Source organism: Priestia sp. P1_B12_1 (assembly GCF_056406695.1).
The window spans coordinates 182721-199716 of record NZ_JBFTZR010000001.1; the positions used below are offsets into that span (position 1 = coordinate 182721).

A 16996-nucleotide genomic window follows, 5' to 3' on the forward strand; every position below is an offset into this window, starting at 1 on the left:
AGTAGCAAACAATACAAGATAGCGCTCGTCTGAAGTTAATCTAAGCCAATGTTTCACTTTATATCTCACAGGTTTCCGCTCCCTTCTTTCAAGGTTTTATATGAAAAGACTTTATATAAAAATTCAATAACGATAAGAAATGATGCTTGATATGTATTTTATTCCCACGCCCGCTTGTTTACAAACTTTTTTAAACGTAAGACTCTTCGTTTATTTCCCTGAAAATAACACCGTTTTCGCCATTATCATCTTACTATTTGAGAAAAAAGTGTACATTTCTTTCCTATTTTGACGAACATTGCGATAAATAAAAGCTGCCAATTGCGGCAGCTTTTATGTTAAAGGACTAATCTAATTATATTGCCTGATGGATCTTTTGTGATGAAATCTTGGTTTTCTTTAGACACAGCTGCTCCGATTTCACGAAGCTTATTTATTGCCTGCTCCCTTTCTTCTTCAGCTGGAAAAACAAGTGTAAATGACGCTAAACCAACGCTGCTTTCAAGAGGACTAGGCGCTCCAATTCCATTCCAAACGTTTAGTCCGATGTGATGATGATAGCGCCCAGTTGAAATAAACAATGCTTGATTATGGTAATTGCTCACAACCTCAAAACCTAATCCATTTCGATAAAAGTTTTCCGTTTGCTCTAATTCAGAAACGTGAAGATGAATATGTCCCATTAAGGTAGCAGAAGGTAATCCTGTCCATGGTTTACCGTTTCCTTCAGCTAATATCGCTTCTGCATCTAAAGGTTTTGTAGCCATTACTACTTCACTGTTATTCCATTCCCATGTACTTGACGGACGATCTCGATAAATCTCTATGCCGTTTCCATCTGGATCTGCCAAGTACAGCGCTTCGCTCACTAGATGATCAGACGCCCCTTGAAGCGGATAACCGCTATTTAACAAATGCTGCAGTATACTTCCTAAATCAGAACGAGTGGGCAACAATAGAGCAAAATGATATAAGCCTGTTGTACGAGGCTGTTTTGCTGTAACGTTTTCCGGCTGTTCAATCGATAACAGCGCCGTGCGTCCATCAGCTGTTAACAGAGCTTTGTTCTCTTTTCTCCCTAAAAGTTTAAACCCGATTATTTGCTGATAAAAAGCAAGTGAACGCTCTAAATTTTCTACTTTTAAATTTACTTTCCCAACAAATACATGAGGGGCACGGTGAAAGTTCATGATTATTTCTCCTTTTGAATATATCATTTTTTAATCAACTTACTTTATGTAACTTATTATATTTTTATAACTTTATTTCGTCAAGTTATTTATTTTACTATCATAACTTAAAACTTATATCACTGCACAACCAATTGAATAAGCCCGCCTGCTCATAACATAGTATGAACAGGTGGGCTTATTTATCATTAGGCATAAACTATCAAAACAGTTCTCTGCTTTTGCGTTTGACATTTCCATTAACAAAATACTGTATTCTCTCTTTTTGCTCATTTGTTGGTTTTTTATACGTTTCACATTCAAACTGAAAACATGCTTTTTCTAAATTTACTTCATTTCCTACAATTTCTCCAATCGCACTCAATTGGTTTAAATCTCGCCAAAGTTCCTCAGGAGTTTCAGGGTCAAAATGAGATGAGAGATAATACTGCGCATCATATTTTTTAAGCTCTCTTTGAATCCGCTCAAAGTCTTCTTTATCATAACTCCAGTCACCGCTATAAAAATCTGGACATAGACAATCACCTAAAAACAGGACTTTTTCTTGGGGTATGTAGACAATGGACGAGTCCTGCGCGTGTACTCCCCCAATATGCTGAATGCAACAAGTGATTCCACCTAGGTCAACTTCCATATGATGATGAAACGTTACGTCCGGCTCCTGTAAAATTAACGTCTCTCGACTAGGCATTTCTTTCTTGATCATGTCCCGGCAAAATTCGATTTCTTCACCTTCCCGAACACGTTTATCCAAGGCATCATCGTCCCAGCGCAGTGTCTTTAAATAAGCCAGCTTTTTCTTCGTTAGATGATGGCTGATTGTATACTTGTTCATGGCATGAATGCCAAATGTATGATCCCAGTGCCAATGCGTAATAGCTACTCCTTTGATTGGAGGGACGCCCATTTTTCCAACTTCTTCTAAAAATAATGATGCATGACCAGGAGAATTCCCGGCATCTACGATGAAACTATACTTCTCCCCGCATATAAGCCCGAGCACCGGCCGATCCGTTTCTTGAGAATGAGGAAAGTAATAAACATGGTCCGTTAGTTTTTTCAGCATATTTACACCCGCTTTATGTAGTTTAATAAAAGCCTCTTTATCAAATGGTAAATAATGATAAATAAACTGTATCATACTCGGTGCTGCTTGCCTATCCAATTAGCTGATATTGGACTTTTCTTGAAGAGCCATGACTTTTTCTGGCTCTTCTGCTTTGTACTTTAAGAAGATCATCACACTAATCATCACAATCATCCCTCCGACTAGCTGAGAAACAGTTGTCATTTCTCCAAGCAAGAAATAAGCGAGAATGATGGCACCAATTGGCTCTCCTAAAATAGCCATTGAAATTGTCGTAGCACCTACGTACTTTAACAGCCAGTTAAATAAGGCATGACCAAAAATATTAGGAATAAGCGCTAAAAGCAAAAAAATCCACCAATCTTTTGGGTCATAATGAGTCAGCGATACGTTTGTACAAATATTGTAGACAAATAGAACCAGGCCACCGATTAAAAAAACGGCGAAGCTATAGATGATTGAAGGCATTTTCCTGCATAATTCTTGCCCCGCAAGCATATGAACAGAAACAGCTACTGTACCTAAAATAGAAAGTAAGTCTCCGTAAAGAGCCGTTTTAGATACTCCGATATCTCCCGATGCAATAATTACCGAGCCGCTAACAGCAATTAAAATGCTGATGATTCCTACTTTGCTTGTTTTTTCTTTAAATAAAAAATAAGCTCCTATCACTACGAAGACCGGCTCAAGCGCAGTCAAAATCATAGCACTAGCAACTGTTGTATGTGAAAAAGACTCCATCCAAAACAGAAAGTGAAGCCCTAAAAACACGCCTGATACAGCTAGCATTAGCCATTCTTTTACCGTGCTGTTTTTAAAAAGAATTTTCATTTTCCTCCATGGTAAAAACGGTAAAAATAAAAGGACCGTAAACAGCAGTCTATACATTCCTAAAATAGAAGCAGGCGCGTCCGACCATTTAATTAAAATAGAAGAAAAAGAAACGGCTAATACACCGATTAAAAGAAAGACAGGAGGCGGTAAAGGAAGAGTTGATTTATTCATGCCATGACTCCTTTTAAAATCTCTTTTTTCATATTTACTACGGGAATATTCACTCCGTCTCTATGTACGATTTCTTTTTCCTCTATGTAAAAGCCGATTGATTCATACAAAGCTATATTACGAGAAACGCTCATTCTCACCTTGCATGATAAACTTTCCTTGCCACACTCTTTGGCATATATCTCTAACCATTGAATAAGCTGTTTAGCCATTCCTTTTCCTTGAAAAGCAGGAATAACAGACAACCGGTAAAAATATAAGCTCGTTTCTTCTAGCGTAAAACGCGCCATCGCTACCGGCTTATTTTCGACGTATAAAATGACAGCTTCTTTTTCGTACTTTAACGATTGCATAATAGATTCGATTGTTTCATCAAGAGCACTAGATGGTGGGACAGAATCGCGATAGACGGAGAAGGCTTGTAGCATAAGATCGTGAACTGTAGCAGCGTCCTCCGGCTGTGCTAAACAGTACTTCATAAATTTTTACCCTCTTTCTATAAAAATTAAGTATATCGAATTATTATACAACACCACCTATTTTTTTCCTACACCTTTTATTGATTTTTATTAAGGAGAATAACCTCTTTTTACGCTTTTACACCTTCTTAACTTTACTCCATTAATCTATTAATTCATTAGCACACACTCTTGAGAACTTTTTGTCGAAATGGTTAAAATTCTGTTGGGAGGGAATCATCATGACATTTTCTTGGCTTATACCTTACATAGCCGTGTCACTTATCATTGTCTTAATACCAGGACAAGACATGATTTTCGTAATGACACAAAGTATTGCTTCAGGCGTCAAAGCAGGCATCAAAACCGTATTAGGATCTATTACGGGAACATTTGTACATACTCTTTTAGCCGCAGTGGGGCTATCAATTATCTTTCAAAAATCAATTATTGCCTTTACGATTCTAAAGGTTGTAGGTGTTCTGTACCTGCTGTTTTTAGCCTACCAATCGTTTCGCGAGAAAAGCGGTCCGTTGGAATTAACAGAAAACGTTCAGCAGCACCATCACTTTAGAAAAGGATTTGTTAGCAACTTAACCAATCCAAAAGTAGCTATTTTCTTCATTACGTTCTTACCGCAGTTTGTTAATTCGTCTCTTGGACATGTAAGTTTGCAAATGATTTTGTTTGGTATCATCTTTATCGCCGAAACGCTCATCATCTTTTCACTTATTGCGCTATTTGCTTCTGGCCTTGGGAAAAAAGTCAAAAAAAGCCGTATCTTTCAGCACACATTAAAATATGTAAAAGGAACGGTTTTTGGCGTACTTGGCCTAAAACTTTTATTTTCTAGCAACAATTAAGTAAAACAAACTGAAATTTCTTTCATCCCTGCTGTTATCGCCTTTTCATACCCGCTTCATTTGTCATATCACCCTATTTTTCCATGTGAGGTTAGTTGACAAAAGACCAAAATTATTATTTTATATATATATAAGGTTCAGATTTAGCAACAAGATTCGACAAGGATAATGAAGAAAAACAGCGGGGAAATAGGGAGATCTATCTAAATAGAGGGAAAATTCTATAAATTCACGTTTTTTATTATTATTCTACTATAATTCATGAAGAGGTGAAACTATGCAAGAAGTAGTTCAAGGTTTTGTTAGTTCAATCAACGAATTTCTTTGGTCCTACTTACTGATTGCGATGCTGATTGCATTTGGTTTGTTTTTTACATTCAGGTCAAAGTTTTTACAAATTCGGTTATTAAAAGAAATGGTTCGTGTATTAAAAGAAGGTGCGGATAGCTCTTCTAAAGACGGAATTTCGCCATTCCAAGCGTTTTGTATCAGTATGGCAGCCCGCGTTGGTACGGGGAACATTACAGGTATTGCGATTGCGATCGCTTTAGGGGGACCTGGTGCTGTATTTTGGATGTGGGTGCTTGCCGTTATCGGTTCAGCTTCAGCATTTATCGAAAGTACATTAGCACAAATATACAAAGTAAAAGACAAAGACGGCGGCTTCCGAGGCGGACCGGCTTACTATATGGAAAAAGGGTTAAAGAAGCGCTGGATGGGCGGACTGTTTGCTGTCTTAATCACTTTATCATTCGGCTTAATTTTTAATGCTGTACAATCAAACACGATTACTCTTGCGTTTGAAAATGCGTTCGGAACAAATCGTTTAGTGTTAGGAATTATTATGACAGTGGCTTTCGCTGCCATTATTTTTGGCGGAGTTAAGCGTATTGCAAAAATGTCAGAATACATTGTTGTGGTACTAGCTGTTGCCTATATTGCAGTAGCACTTTTCATTATTATCATGAACATTCAAGAAATGCCTTCTCTTATTGCGTTAATCGTTAAAAATGCATTTGGTTTCGATCAAATTGCCGGCGGTTCTCTTGGAGCAGCTCTTATGCAAGGAATTAAACGCGGATTATTCTCAAACGAAGCGGGTATGGGTAGTGCGCCGAATGCAGCCGCAGCTGCAACAACAAGCCACCCGGTAAAACAAGGGTTGATTCAAGCATTTGGTGTATTAACAGATACGCTTATTATTTGTAGTAGTACTGCCTTTATCATTTTGCTTTCAGGTACTTATACAAATAAAAATTTAAGCGGTATTGAGTTAACACAAGCTGCTTTAAGCACTCACATTGGTTCTTGGGCAACAGGTGCTCTTGCAATTATGATTTTCCTATTTGCTTTTAGTACATTAATTGGTAACTACTACTACGGAGAAACAAATATTGAGTTCTTGAACACAAATAAAGCTTGGCTGATGACTTATCGTGTTGCTGTACTTGCAATGATTGTGTTCGGTTCTATTTCTCAAATTCAGCTTGTATGGGATTTAGCAGACCTGTTTATGGGCTTGATGGTAGTGGTTAACTTAATCGCGATTCTCTTGCTCTCGAAAATTTCTTTTGCAGCACTGAAAGATTATCTTGCCCAAAAGAAAGCTGGAAAAGACCCTGTCTTCTACCAAGACAGCATTTCTGGACTTGATAATATTGATGCATGGGATCATTCAAAAGATAAATCTAGCTCGAAAGAAGCGATCTAATAAAAAAAGCCGTGAATATTCACGGCTTTTTTTATTGTGCAAATTTACTTCTTTCTCTTTCTTCTAGTGAAGCAGTCTAAGACTAACCAAATACCTATAGTATAAATAAATCACGCCGTACGGAATCCAGTAGGAAAAAAATGTCCAGCCGAGATTCCATCCGTTTCCGTATGTAACTCTTTCCATATGCACATACGTTCCTTCCAAAAATGTTGTAAACAGCGCAATAAGAAAAACAAAAAAATGAGGCTTTCCAATTCGCTGGATTAAAAAAATCATATAGCTGGCCAATACAGGATAGACGCCTAAATTAAAAGGCAGCGCTTCTAATGCTTCATTTTCTAAAGAAGTGCGGAGTTTCCAAAAACCATAATAGCTCCCTAATTCATTAATAACGATTGCTAAAACGCAAAAAGCAGTTCCTACTAAAGGCAGTAAACGACGATTTTTAGGATGTAAATAGAGTGTTCCAAAAATCCAAGGTAAAACAAACGCCAGCGCTATATTGATAAGCAAAAATATCCGACCTTTTTGTTTCTAGTATGCCACACCGTTCCTTTTTCTAATCATCTCGTTACCTTGAACGCAGCAAGCGTACAAGCCCCTTATCTCCTATCATTAAAACAGAGTGCTTACTTTAGGTTCGTCTCTTGCTTCTTCATTTTGATGAAACAAATTCAGCATCTTTTTTCTCGTAATAGTTTTGAACTAAACGCCCCGATAAAGCAGCTAATACCTGCTGAAATAACATTCCCAGCACAACCGGTACAGCAACGGGAGCTGGAAAATAAGATACGGCTAACACGGCTCCGGCGCTAATATTTCTCATGCCTCCACAAAACGTAAGCGTCACAACTTTTGCTCGGTCCCATCTTAGCCATTTGCCAATCATCCAGCTGAAGAAATAACCAGCTGAACTCATTAAAAAGACGATCACGATAATAAACAGCAGTTTTTTATCAATATGTTTTAAATAAGGTGCAATCACTCCCCCATTTATCATAACCATCACACTTAGCCCTATTTTCGAAACAGGTGCCAGCTTTGGTCCTAATGTCTGCTTAATTGTTCCTTTTGTATATTGATTTAAGCACATGCCTAACAAAGATGGAAGGACAATCATAAAACATAAATCTTTGACTAACTTTAGCGCTTCCAAATGCACGGTGTCTCCAACCACCAATAAAAGCGTATAAGGAACGATAAGCGGGGCTAAAAGAGTATCAATTAAAATAATGGATAGCGCAAGAGGAATGCTTCCTTTGTAAATCGAGACCCATATAAAACTAGTCACTCCTGTTGGAATAATCGCTGCTAGCAAAAGACCCGTGCTTGTAAATACATCATGTGGAAAAATCACTTGGCCAACGCTCCAAGCCCACGCTGGCATAAAAATATGTAAAACAAACAGGGCCATAATGATTGGAAATGGACGGTGTATCGTGGCATTTAACTGGTGAAAGTTTGAATTCAAACTTCCGGCAAACGTCATTAATGCGAAAAGCCATGGAATTAAGAAGGTATACTGACTTAAGGACGAACCGATAAGAACTCCTATGAGCAAGCTGACAGGCGTAATAAACGGCATCAATTTTTCTAGCATTCTATTTAATTGACTTAACAAAGCTTCTCCCTCCAACGCACGTTTTAAATAAATAATAAGATAAATTAACGTTTATAATATCACCTATTTATTATACAACTTATTTTCAGACTATTGCCTGTCTCTTTTACTAAAAAGAGATATATTCATAATTATCACTTAAATAGATTTACAGGTATTTTTGTGCTATTTTAATAGGGAAGAAGCTTTTAAAAAGCATGAATTTAGGGTAAAGAACACTCTACATAGAAATGCTTTCAATTGACGGATATAAATGGACTGTAGCACAGTTTTGGTAACTAGGAGGATTGTATGGATTTTTTGAAGTCTCTGTCATCGTTAGATGATTGGAAAAAAATCGTGATTGCGATTGGGATCTTTTTGATCTTTTTAATTCTTCGCAAGCTTTTCACGACTTATTTGTTTAAGTTTATTATTGGTTTTGTCAAAAATAAAAAAATCAATTTAATTACGAGCGTTTTAGAAGCTTTTGAAAAGCCGCTGCGCTGGATTTTTGTGATTATTGGTTTCAAGCTTGCTCTTCCCTATCTTCCCTTTGATGTTTTAACAGCCGACACGGAAAGACATTTAGTTCGTTCAGCTTCTGTTGGCCTTGCAGGATGGGGCTTGTATAATTTAGCTGCTTCTACCAATTTATTTTTTGCAACGTTTGCCAAAAATTTTGATATCCAAGTGGATCGAATCATTATTCCTTTTATTGAAAAGTTCATCCGCATCGTTGTGGTTATGCTTTCTATCTCCATCATCGCAGAAGAATGGGGTTTTAACGTAAACGGCTTTGTAGCGGGTCTTGGATTAGGTGGTCTTGCTTTTGCCCTAGCCGCAAAAGACACCGTTAGTAATTTATTCGGCGGAATTGTAATTATTACCGAAAAGCCTTTTACCATTGGAGATTGGATTAAAACACCTAGTGTTGAAGGCGTTGTAGAAGATATTACGTTTCGAAGCACCAAAGTTCGAACGTTCGCTCAAGCAGTCGTAACGGTTCCAAATGCTACTCTTTCTAATGAACCTATTATTAACTGGGCTAAAATGGGGAAACGTCAAATTGCCTTTCATTTAAATTTGAATTATAATACACCAAAAGAAAAGTTAGAAACCGTAGTGGCAAGAATTAAAAAGATGCTGACTGAACACGAAGAAATTCACAATGAAACGATTCTTGTAAATTTTGACGGCTTCTATGAATCTAGTCTAAATATCTATCTGTATTTCTTTACAAATACAACCGTTTTTGCTGATTATTTAGATGTAAAAGAAAATATAAACTTCGAAATTATGGACATTCTTGAAGAAGAAGGCGTAGAATTTGCTTTCCCTACGCGCACACTCATCGTTGAGCAGGACGGAAAGCTTTCTGGCAATCCAAAAGAATTTCTAGAAAGTGCTCGAAGCTAAAAAAAGCTGACTTAGTAGTCAGCTTTTTTTCCTTTCTTTTTTAGTTTGAAATGAACATTTGAGTCCAGTAATGGCCGTAGCTTCCGCCTTTAGCGTAACCTACTCCGATTTCGGTAAATTGACTCGATAGTATGTTTTTACGGTGACCTTCGCTATTCATCCATGCGTTAACCACTTCTTTTGGAGTTGCTTGTCCAGCAGCGATATTTTCACCTGCTGTACTGTATGTAATACCAAATTTCTTCATCATGTCGAACGGACTTCCATATGTAGGCGATGTATGACTGAAATAGTTTTTATCAATCATATCCTGCGATTTATAGCGAGCAACGCGAGCTACTTCCCAATTAGATTTTAAAGGCTTAAGCCCTACTTTAGCGCGTTCTTGATTCACTAGCTGAACCACTTGCTCTTCGTATGAACTTCCTGCTTTATCTGTTGGTATGGTAATTTTTTGTCCCGGGTAGATTGAATTAGGATTTTTAATAGCAGAATTCGCTTCAATCAGCTCGGAAACGCCAACCTGATATTTTACTGCTATTTTCCACATCGTATCTCCCGATTGAACGGTATGTACGGTTGCTGCTTGCGCAGTGTTATTAAGACCAAAAGCTAGAGTGACAGACAACAATGTTACTAATAAAAGTTTTGATAGAGTTTTCATACTTTTATTAAAGCAAATTGATTTCAAGATTCATAGCGGTAATATTATCCCATAGTTCCATCATATGACTTTGTCATCTTCTCCGCACACTTTTCTATAACAAAAAGACGCACTGCTCTTTCGCAATGCGCCTTCTTATTATGAAGATAAAGCCTGTGACTGGTTCATGTCCGCCACATTAACCGCTTCATCTGTGCTTTGATGCACCTGACGTTTTTTGATCACATCAATATATTGAATGTGATGGCCTTCCATTTTTGTAACGGTAAAGTCATACTGATCAAAGCTAAGGCTTTCTCCTTGCTTGACGTCATATTTTTCCGTCAAGACCCAGCCTCCAATTGTATCAACATCCGTATCATCAATTGTTGTGCCAAGTAGCTCGTTAAGCTCACTTACCAGTAATTTTCCATCTACAATATAATGATCCGGTTTGACTTTCTGAATTAATGGAAGTTCATCCGCATCAAATTCATCACGAATTTCACCGACAATTTCCTCTAAAATATCCTCTACTGTTACAATCCCTGCTGTTCCACCGTATTCATCAATTAAAATAGCCATATGGATGCGTTCACGCTGCATCTTAAGCAATAAATCATGAATAGGAATCGATTCAATTACTTCAATAACAGGACGGATATACTGTTTTAAATCTATTTTTTCCTTGCTGTTGTTCATGACAATCTCGGTTAAAATCTCTTTCATATTGACCATTCCAATAATATGGTCTTTATCTCCATCGATGACCGGATAGCGGGTAAACCGTTCTTCTTGGACCATCTCAAGGATGTATTCGACCGTATCTTCCTGGTCAATCGAAACGACTTCCGTACGCGGCACCATAATCTCCTTGGCAACGCGATCATCAAAGTCAAAAATTTTACTTACATATTTAAACTCCGATTGATTGATTTCACCGCTTTTATAGCTTTCTGATAACAAGATGCGAAGCTCTTCTTCACTGTGTGCAAGCTCATTTTCTGAAGCAGGCTTTAGACCAAATAACCCTGTTATTAAACGAGAAGAACTGTTTAATAGCCAAATGAAAGGATAGGTTACTTTATAAAAGAGTATAAGCGGACGAACAAATAATAAAGTGACTTTCTCTGCTTTTTGAATTGCAAATGTTTTCGGAGCAAGCTCTCCGACCACAACATTTATAAATGTAACAACCGCAAAAGAAATCGCAACAGATAGTACTTTTGTTAAAGCTCCGCTTATCCCTAGTTGATCAAGTAATGGGGAGAGGAGATGCGAAAGTGTAGGCTCTCCTAACCAACCAATTCCCAGCGCAGTAATCGTAATACCAAGCTGACACGCAGATAAGTATTCATCTAAATTTGAAATAACTTGCTTCGCAGCTTTTGCATTGCTGCTCCCTTCTGCTATAAGCTGATCCACTTTGGAACTCCTCACGCGAATAATCGCAAACTCGGTAGCAACGAAAAAAGCAGTTAATGCAATCAGTACCGCTAGTAAAATCAAGTTAAATATGTCCAATCAAGTTCCTTAGCTCGTTTAAAAACGAGTAAGGACTCACCTCCTAAAAAATAAAAAATTTGGATAAAGAACTCTATCCCTGTACTGATCACTTGGAAAAGTGTATATAAGGAGGAATCACATGATAAATGTATAAACATTTTTATATGGAGCAAAACTGCCAGTCTTTCTTCCTTATCTCAAGTTTCACTCGTTAATGTAGCAGGTCATTCTTTATTCAGCTGTTCTAGATGTGAAGCAATGGCTCACATCGCTTCATTTCATGATGTTGCTTCAGCGCTGATTCTCTCTTCCATTCATTTATAAAAAATTTAGTAGTTTCCAATCTTTATAAAGTTAAAGTCTGTTAACGTCTTAAAAGAGCGATTATGTGATAAAGAGCGATATGCGTGAAGCAAATGTTGGTTTGTATAATACTGTATTGTACGCTTTGACACTGGTGCATATAATGCTACTTCGCCAACGTGGTACACTGCCCCATCCAATCACCTCTATTTCCGTATATCTAAAAAGATTAAGGAATAATTATCCTATTTCTTTTTAGACTTATTGACTTTATTTTAAATGTTAAAAACTTTGCAGTCAAACGTTTTAGTTAGTCTCCTGCCCTTGCTATTTACTGGTTCGGCGATTTTTAGCAGGTAAATAAAAGCTTGCTGCTACACAAAAAAAACCAAAGACAAAACAGATAATGGGAAGTTTCATACCTATCGCTTCAGCATAATAAGTGAGACTCCTTCCGTGAATAGGGACAAGATTCATTTCAAAAATCAAAGTCAAAACAGCCGTCACTTTGAGTGCAATACCAACAATGAAGAGACAAACTCTCAAGCCTCCACTCATATGCGCAAACATCCCTTCTATCCATTAGCGAATGGATGATGTACTACACCATATGATACATCCCTACACTTTATCACTAAATGCTAAAAAAGCGCTATGTCCATGCATAGACGCTTATAAATTTGCGACCACTTGTCCAATGGAACCATAGATAACCAAATCAAACAAATAATCGTAATGCGTAGGTTCTTTATTAATCATCACCATGTTTGTACGGTTGTACCGGCTCACCAGCAGCGGAATCTGATTAATCGGTGCTACTTCAAGCGATGAACCAAGCACGATGAATAAATCAGATGACAGCGCTGCTGTAACTGCTTCATCGAACTGATGAATGGCATCTCCAAAAAGAACAACATTTGGCTTTAAAAGGCGCTCACACGCTGTACATTGCGGGAGAGCTGACTGATTTAAATACGCTAAGTCATACTCTTTTTTACAGCTCGGACAATGAGCTCTCTTAATGGACCCATGAATTTCAAAAACGTTCGTGCTTCCTGCATCTTGGTGCAAGCCATCAATATTTTGCGTAATTACATGCACGGTTTTGGCTTCTTCTAGTTCAGCAATAAAGCGATGGCCCGTATTTGCTTTATACTGATGCAGCATTTTAATATGAAAAATTTCTTTAAACAGCGGCCAAAATTCATGAGGATACTGTTCATAGAAGTCAGCAGCTACCACGTCCACAAAGCTTTTGTTTTGGCGATATAAGCCGTTTTGAGAGCGAAAGTCAGGTATACCCGACTCTGTGCTCATTCCTGCTCCCGTAAAAAAACAAATGTGTTTAGCATCATCAATAAGCTGTTTTAACTCTTTGTACTGTTTTACCATTGCATTTCTCTCCTATTTAACAATTAGCACAGGAATCGTTACTTGCTGTGCAATCTTAGAACTAACGCTTCCAAGCAGCATACCTTTTACAGGGTTTAACCCTCTGCTTCCTATTACTACAAGATCAAATGAATTTTGATTAGCAAATTGAATCACTGTTTTAGCCGCGTCTCCGTGCATAAACGTAATCTCATACTCCACGTTTCCTTGCTTTAAAATTTCATCTGTTGTATGTATCCGACTTTCCCGTTCCTCGTCGCGGCTAAGTGATTTTAATCTTGAATCACCCTCTACTGCATAAATAACTTGAATAAAACTGTTTTCCGTCAGCTGAGCCAGCTGAACAGCTTTTTCTGTTGCTTTAGCTGCATGCTCTGAGCCATCTGAGGCAAGTAAAATTCGTTTAAACATCACGCTTCCTCTCCTCTTTTGTAAAATGGTCTTCTTTCTTTACTATATCACTCGCTGTTCAAATGTAATCATTTTTTTGATTATTTCTATAATTTTTAAAATTATTTGTCTACTTTTATGATAAACTGAAAGAAAACTTGTACAGAGGGGATAGAACGATGTTTGGTTTTGAATTAATTTGCACCTTTTGCAAAGGACTCGGAAAGCTAGCCGTTATTCCTGGTATCGGTTACATGAAAACATGCAAACACTGCGAAGGAACAGGGATGCAATCAAAAAAAGACGAAACTCCTTCCATATAAGAAGTTTCGCCTCAGCCATACTGTGATTAGATTGAAAGCTCTTTAGATAAACGGTACATATCAGCATTGATATGGTGAGGTTCACCTAAAATTTCCATAATATCATAATCTACAATTTCATTTTTACGGATACCGATTGCACGGCCGCCTTTACCTTCTAGCAGAAGCTCGACTGCACGACCGCCGAAACGGCTTCCTAGCACACGATCTTGAGCAGTTGGGGAACCACCACGCTGAATGTGTCCTAATACTGTTACACGCGTTTCAATACCTGCAGCTTCATGCAGCTGCTTCGCTACTTCATTACCATTGGCTACACCTTCAGCTACTACGATAATGCTGTGCTTTTTACCGCGCTCTTGTCCTTTTCTCAAACGGTCAACCATTTCTTGGAACTCGTCTTTTGCTTCTGGAATAAGGATTGTTTCCGCACCGCCAGCAAGACCTGACCAAAGAGCAATGTCTCCTGCATTACGACCCATAACTTCAATAATAAACGTACGTTCATGAGAAGTCGCCGTGTCACGGATTTTATCAATTGCATCGATAACCGTATGAAGAGCCGTATCAAATCCTAATGTAAAATCTGTTCCTGGAATGTCGTTATCAATTGTTCCTGGAATACCAATACAAGGGAAACCAAGCTCTGTTAGTTTTACAGCTCCCATGTATGATCCGTCTCCACCAATAACTACTAAGCCTTCAATACCGTGCTTCTTAAGGTTTTCAATACCTTTTAAACGCCCTTCTTCTGTTTTGAATTCTGGACATCTTGCAGAATAAAGCATAGTTCCACCGCGTTGAATGATGTCACCAACATCTCCAACTTCTAGCTTTTTAATATTTCCTTCTATTAACCCTTGATATCCTTGATAGATACCGTAAACTTCCATACCTTCATGAATTGCTTTACGCACAACAGCACGAACCGCAGGATTCATACCTGGAGAATCTCCGCCGCTTGTTAATACACCTATTCTTTTCATTACTTTCACCTCATCAAAGTCACATACATGACTACTATATTATAGTTCTACATTTTACCCGAGTTCGAACTTTTTGTGTAGTAATTCACAACATATTTCTTTGTTAAATTTTAAATGTACATACTTTTTCATATCTTTTAGTTATTTACCGTCAAATATTCAAAGTTTTTCTAGCAATATTGTACATCTAAAGAACCCTTTTAGTTACAGCTTTTATAAGACTATATTCACCTTTATATTTCATTTTTTTCATATATGTAATGAAATTGTAACGTAGAACACTGTCGAAAGATGATATGATGAATTTACTCAAATCAGGAAAAATTTTCAGGGGGTACTAGTTTTATGAAAAAAGTAATAGCAGCTCTTACGCTTGCTGGCGTTATTGTTTCTACTAGCCCGATTGTCAGCCAAGCGGCTCTAGGCGACCAAACGCTTCGCCAAGGCATGAATCACCAAGATGTTAAACAACTACAACAAACGTTGAAAAATAAAGGTTATTTTAAAGGAAATACGACTACATACTTTGGGACTGTTACAACTTCTGCTGTAAAATCATTTCAGCGCAAAAATGGACTAGCAGCAGATGGTATTGTCGGAAAAGGAACGTATGCTAAACTAGGCGTTTCAGCAAAGGGCAAATCGCCTTCTAGCTCAGCGCGCTATAACCCTAACGCAGTGATTAACAAAGGAAAACAGTATATGGGCGTTCGATATCGCTGGGGTGGAACAACGCCAAGCGGCTTTGACTGCAGCGGTTTTATTGGCTATGCGTTCAAACATGGCGGCGGGGTTCAGCTTCCTCGAACAGTAGCTCAAATTTATCAAAAAGGAACGCGCGTCTCAAGTCCAAAAGCTGGAGATATTGTGTTCTTCCAAACTTATACAAAAGGGCCTTCTCATGCAGGAATTTATTTAGGAAATAACCAATTTCTTCACTGCTCTTCATCTAAAGGTGTGAGCATCTCTTCTCTAAAAGAGAGCTATTGGAGCAAACGCTATTTAGGTGCTAAAAGAATGTAGTTTCTATAAAAAGGGCAAGCTGTGCGATTTTGATGCAGCTTGCTCTTTTTATGCATGTAAAAGATTTGGTATAGTAGAAACAGCACATTACATTGCAAAACCAAGCGTGTAGATGAATACTGTAAAGGAAGTTGAATAAATGCACACCCTTTTAATTGACATGGATTCTGTCATTTGTGATCTTATGACGGATTGGCATAACCAATATAACCAAGATTATTGCGACAGCTTATCGGTTGAAAAGTTAAAATGCTGGGAATCAGAAAAGTATGTAAAGCCGGAATGCGGCACGAAAATTTATGACTACCTCGATCAGCCGGGGCTTTTTTTACATTTACAACCTCTCCCTCATGCTGTTGAGGTTCTTAAACGACTTTATGAGAGGTTTTCCATTTTAATTGTCACAAGCAGCCGTACCTATGCTTATACAGAAAAAGAGCAGTGGGTTGAGAAACACCTTCCGTTTATCGGAAAATATAATATCGTGTTTACACACCAAAAAGATAAAATATACGGAGACTTGCTATTTGATGATGCACCGCATAATTTGAAGGCTTTTCAAGCTACAGGTCGCCATGCTGTTGCCATGAGCTACCCGTATAACCAAGAAGTAAATGTCCCACGCGTGGACGATTGGCTTCAGTTTGAACAGTACGTAAATACTTATTTTAACGAATGTTAAGTTAAAAAACACGTGGACTTTGTCATCAGAGAATGAATGCAGTGCGTTTGTTAGCACAGCTATAAGCATAAAAAAACCGCCTTTTGGGCGGTTTTTGACGGATAGCCCCTAAGGGTTATCCGCTTTTTATTTAAAAAAATATAGTTTTTTAGTACTTATCAGCTGATGAGAAAAAGTCCATAATGGCATGGATAATTTCAACGGACTGAAAAGAAAACAATGATATGGCTGTTAATGAAAAGAAACCAATCATGGCCATACGTACAAGTAACATAGACTAATCGCCTCCCTGTTTTGAACTAAATGAACGCACCCAAAACAATTCGCTATCTGTCTTTGTTTGTACGACGTTTTCGCCAAGCAAAGGCAGCTCATTCACTGCGTGTAACAATGACAATGAATCTTCATCTTT

At 37.9% G+C, this 16996-nt stretch carries 19 protein-coding genes; 6 read left to right on the forward strand and 13 right to left on the reverse strand.

Features of this window, described 5'->3' with window-relative positions:
* Positions 1-338 precede the first annotated feature (338 nt).
* From AC1D0Y_RS01005 to AC1D0Y_RS01020, 4 genes are all read right to left on the reverse strand, one after another.
* Positions 339-1190 carry a VOC family protein gene (locus tag AC1D0Y_RS01005; protein WP_286127689.1) on the reverse strand — a complete coding sequence of 284 codons (852 nt, stop codon included), beginning with the start codon at positions 1188-1190 and terminating at the stop codon, positions 339-341.
* Between the two features lie 202 nt (positions 1191-1392).
* Positions 1393-2331 carry an MBL fold metallo-hydrolase gene (locus AC1D0Y_RS01010; RefSeq protein WP_334037223.1) on the reverse strand — a complete coding sequence of 313 codons (939 nt, stop codon included), beginning with the start codon at positions 2329-2331 and terminating at the stop codon, positions 1393-1395.
* Positions 2332-2355: 24 nt separating this feature from the next.
* The gene (locus AC1D0Y_RS01015; protein ID WP_098433268.1) at positions 2356-3282 is read right to left on the reverse strand and encodes a DMT family transporter; all 927 of its coding nucleotides are present in this window, start codon (positions 3280-3282) and stop codon (positions 2356-2358) included.
* Positions 3279-3761, reverse strand: coding sequence for a GNAT family N-acetyltransferase (locus AC1D0Y_RS01020; RefSeq protein WP_098526120.1), 483 nt, complete (start codon positions 3759-3761; stop codon positions 3279-3281). The genes AC1D0Y_RS01015 and AC1D0Y_RS01020 overlap by 4 nt, the downstream gene beginning before the upstream one ends.
* A gap of 221 nt (positions 3762-3982) precedes the next feature.
* On the opposite strand from AC1D0Y_RS01020, the gene AC1D0Y_RS01025 reads away from it, so the two are divergent.
* Both AC1D0Y_RS01025 and AC1D0Y_RS01030 read left to right on the forward strand, forming a co-directional pair.
* Positions 3983-4603, forward strand: coding sequence for a LysE family translocator (locus AC1D0Y_RS01025; protein WP_013058667.1), 621 nt, complete (start codon positions 3983-3985; stop codon positions 4601-4603).
* A 277-nt stretch (positions 4604-4880) separates the two neighbouring features.
* Positions 4881-6314, forward strand: coding sequence for an alanine/glycine:cation symporter family protein (locus AC1D0Y_RS01030; RefSeq protein ID WP_060747121.1), 1434 nt, complete (start codon positions 4881-4883; stop codon positions 6312-6314).
* A gap of 63 nt (positions 6315-6377) precedes the next feature.
* Here AC1D0Y_RS01030 and AC1D0Y_RS01035 read toward each other — a convergent pair whose 3' ends face one another.
* Positions 6378-6830 (reverse strand): CBO0543 family protein, encoded by a 453-nt coding sequence (locus AC1D0Y_RS01035; RefSeq protein ID WP_028410934.1) that lies wholly within the window; start codon positions 6828-6830, stop codon positions 6378-6380.
* Positions 6831-6972: 142 nt separating this feature from the next.
* Positions 6973-7938, reverse strand: coding sequence for a bile acid:sodium symporter family protein (locus AC1D0Y_RS01040; RefSeq protein WP_098965836.1), 966 nt, complete (start codon positions 7936-7938; stop codon positions 6973-6975).
* 291 nt (positions 7939-8229) lie between these two features.
* On the opposite strand from AC1D0Y_RS01040, the gene AC1D0Y_RS01045 reads away from it, so the two are divergent.
* On the forward strand, positions 8230-9336 hold the full coding sequence (locus AC1D0Y_RS01045; protein WP_025750169.1) for a mechanosensitive ion channel family protein: 1107 nt from the start codon (positions 8230-8232) through the stop codon (positions 9334-9336).
* A gap of 40 nt (positions 9337-9376) precedes the next feature.
* Here AC1D0Y_RS01045 and safA read toward each other — a convergent pair whose 3' ends face one another.
* From safA to AC1D0Y_RS01070, 5 genes are all read right to left on the reverse strand, one after another.
* Positions 9377-10000, reverse strand: coding sequence for a SafA/ExsA family spore coat assembly protein (safA, locus tag AC1D0Y_RS01050; protein WP_074677042.1), 624 nt, complete (start codon positions 9998-10000; stop codon positions 9377-9379).
* Positions 10001-10138: 138 nt separating this feature from the next.
* Positions 10139-11503, reverse strand: coding sequence for a hemolysin family protein (locus tag AC1D0Y_RS01055; RefSeq protein WP_028410931.1), 1365 nt, complete (start codon positions 11501-11503; stop codon positions 10139-10141).
* A gap of 612 nt (positions 11504-12115) precedes the next feature.
* Entirely contained in the window at positions 12116-12346 is a 231-nt protein-coding gene (locus AC1D0Y_RS01060; RefSeq protein ID WP_098965831.1) for a YuzI family membrane protein, read from the reverse strand.
* Between the two features lie 114 nt (positions 12347-12460).
* Entirely contained in the window at positions 12461-13180 is a 720-nt protein-coding gene (locus tag AC1D0Y_RS01065; RefSeq protein WP_098965829.1) for an NAD-dependent protein deacylase, read from the reverse strand.
* Positions 13181-13192: 12 nt separating this feature from the next.
* The gene (locus AC1D0Y_RS01070; protein WP_013058676.1) at positions 13193-13591 is read right to left on the reverse strand and encodes a universal stress protein; all 399 of its coding nucleotides are present in this window, start codon (positions 13589-13591) and stop codon (positions 13193-13195) included.
* 158 nt (positions 13592-13749) lie between these two features.
* Between AC1D0Y_RS01070 and AC1D0Y_RS01075 the strand changes: the two genes are divergently transcribed.
* The gene (locus tag AC1D0Y_RS01075; protein ID WP_013058677.1) at positions 13750-13893 is read left to right on the forward strand and encodes a hypothetical protein; all 144 of its coding nucleotides are present in this window, start codon (positions 13750-13752) and stop codon (positions 13891-13893) included.
* Between the two features lie 26 nt (positions 13894-13919).
* Here AC1D0Y_RS01075 and pfkA read toward each other — a convergent pair whose 3' ends face one another.
* Positions 13920-14879: a 6-phosphofructokinase gene (gene pfkA / locus AC1D0Y_RS01080; protein WP_013058678.1), complete on the reverse strand. Its 960-nt coding sequence runs from the start codon at positions 14877-14879 to the stop codon at positions 13920-13922.
* A gap of 345 nt (positions 14880-15224) precedes the next feature.
* Between pfkA and AC1D0Y_RS01085 the strand changes: the two genes are divergently transcribed.
* Positions 15225-15902, forward strand: a complete 678-nt coding sequence (locus AC1D0Y_RS01085) for a C40 family peptidase (RefSeq protein WP_016765281.1) — start codon at positions 15225-15227, stop codon at positions 15900-15902.
* Positions 15903-16041: 139 nt separating this feature from the next.
* Complete coding sequence (locus tag AC1D0Y_RS01090) at positions 16042-16584, forward strand: 5' nucleotidase, NT5C type (protein WP_028410929.1); 543 nt, start codon at positions 16042-16044, stop codon at positions 16582-16584.
* A 148-nt stretch (positions 16585-16732) separates the two neighbouring features.
* Here AC1D0Y_RS01090 and AC1D0Y_RS01095 read toward each other — a convergent pair whose 3' ends face one another.
* Entirely contained in the window at positions 16733-16858 is a 126-nt protein-coding gene (locus AC1D0Y_RS01095; protein ID WP_013058681.1) for a hypothetical protein, read from the reverse strand.
* Between the last annotated feature and the right edge of the window lie 138 nt (positions 16859-16996).